Origin of the sequence: Sutterella massiliensis, from assembly GCF_016899755.1 — a bacterium.
Lineage (GTDB): Bacteria > Pseudomonadota > Gammaproteobacteria > Burkholderiales > Burkholderiaceae_F > Sutterella > Sutterella massiliensis.
The window spans coordinates 1-2,029 of record NZ_JACJJC010000045.1 but is presented as its reverse complement, the minus strand read 5'-3'; the positions used below and the strand labels follow the sequence as shown (position 1 = coordinate 2,029).

The 2,029-nt window shown below is 55.8% G+C and carries 1 protein-coding gene; it reads right to left on the bottom strand.

Translation table 11 applies throughout. The annotated features are described in order from the left end of the window. Positions 1-1,863 (bottom strand): hypothetical protein (locus H6A60_RS13975; RefSeq protein ID WP_205104575.1); only part of this gene is annotated, 1,863 nt, incomplete at its 3' end. Between the last annotated feature and the right edge of the window lie 166 nt (positions 1,864-2,029).

Below are 2,029 nucleotides of genomic sequence, written 5' to 3'. Positions count from 1 at the left end.
ATTCAGACCATTGACAAGAACCGTTGCTCCGCTGGTGACAAGGAGCTTCCCGAACGCATTATCCGTGTTAAGCAGCTCGAGGTACATCTTGTCCGTTCCGTTGCCGATCTGAACGGTACCTGCCCCACTCAACTTGTTATTGATCTTGGCGAAAGTACCGCCATCCGCAAACCCGGATACCGCAAAGATGACCGATGTGTCGTCGCCCAACGAAATGGTCGTAGCAGGTCCGCCGACACCCGAAGCGTTCTGAATTGTCAGCGTCGTGCCCTGACCCGAGAGAGCAACCGTACCCGAAACGTCGTTGTTGGCACTGGAAATGGTCGAGGCGCCGCTCGTGAGCGTGAGCGAACCGCCTGCCATCGACAAGCCGTTCTCGCCTGCAACCGAAATCGAGCCGATTGACTGAGCCGTGCTTCCGACCGAGACGGTGCCGCTGCCGGTAACTTCAAGCAAAGCCGAATCGCCGAGCGCTTCGTTGGCAGCGAGCTCGAGCTTACCGTCCGTCACATAGGTGTTGCCCGTGTAGGTATTGTTGGCATGATTCAGCGTGATTGTGCCGCTCGCAAACTCAATGCTGCCTTCACCGGTGATAAGCGCGCTGATGGTCCCGGAATCACCGGTTTCGGCGGACGCGTCGATCAAGAAACCGCTGCCGTTGCCGGACAACAGGTTGATCTTCGAAAGGGTCCACGACGCACCGATGCCGTTCGTATTACCGACAAGGTGACCGCTCGAATAGGTGAGTACGGCCGTTGCAGAACCGTCCGCATAGCGATCGGACTGCTTAACCTGCTGACGCTCTTCGACGGAACTGAATTGGAGCTGGGAAAGATCAATAGCGGGATCGGTCGCGTCGAAGCCTTCGATAAGCTGAACCGAGAGGTCCTTATTGAGATCGAAGACATCGGAACCCGTTGCATTGTTGTTTTCACCCAACGCAACCTTTATCACACCCTGAGGCGTCGTAAAGTCACCAAGTCCCCCGACGACAATCTGACCGGAATCGGAGCCTTCGGTCATTTCGCCGAAATCAAGCTCACCGCCAGCCAGTTCAAGCTTTCCGACTGCCCGATCGCTGACATTGCCAGCGCTATTGACGGTGATGTGCGAACCACCGGACACCTTCAGTGTCGCGTTTTTGAGCTCGCCAGCGTCTTCATAAAGGTGATAGTCGGCGTCTTGGAGAAGGAGAGCACCGGTAAAGTTCCCTTTCTCCGCCTGGTTCTCGCTGAAGTCAAAGAGAAGACTACCGGAACCAGAATTAACTACCTTGATCTGACCGTTGCCCGTATAGGTATTCGTTAGAGTCGTAGATCCAGCCGTAGATTCGCCGTCGAAGATATACACAACGTCGCGATAGCTGGAGAAAGCGACTTCACCAGTACCAAGGCCGGCATTACCACTCTCCGTCGAATAGAACCGGATGTGAGCGCCTTTGTTCAAATCCGCTGATCCGGCCTTGATCTGGCCCGTAAAGCCTCCGTCAGTAATACTGCCGCTTACATTCAGGGGGCCACCTACCGTTAACGTCCCGGAACCAGAAATAGAACCGCCCGTAATTTCGGAGGCCACGCCACCATTCGCGCCACCCGTAAGCTTCAGTTCCGAACCTTCATTCAGAACAATATTCGAGCCGGAAGAGCGCATTCTCTCTGCCGAGTTGGTGGCACCTGCGGCATTAACAAAGGTTGCACCGCCCGAAAGGTCAAGACTGCTAGTCGCACCGAGGCCGGACGAACCGACGGTAAGCGAAGCGTTAGCACCCGAAACCTGGGTGACGCTGTTGTAGTCGTTCTCACCAGTCAGCTCGATCTGACCCGTAATGAGGAGCGTGCCGGCGCCGCTCGAGTCCGTAATCACGGCGCGGAGCGTGCCGCTGTCGGAAAGTTCAAGCTTCTTGCCGCTGAGAATATCGACCGTCGTGAGCTTGTACTCAATGCCAAGCGAATCGTTGTTGGATACGTTCCCCGAATTAGCCTCACCGGTCGCAAGCGCGTAATCGTAGATCGCATGCGCGACGGTATCC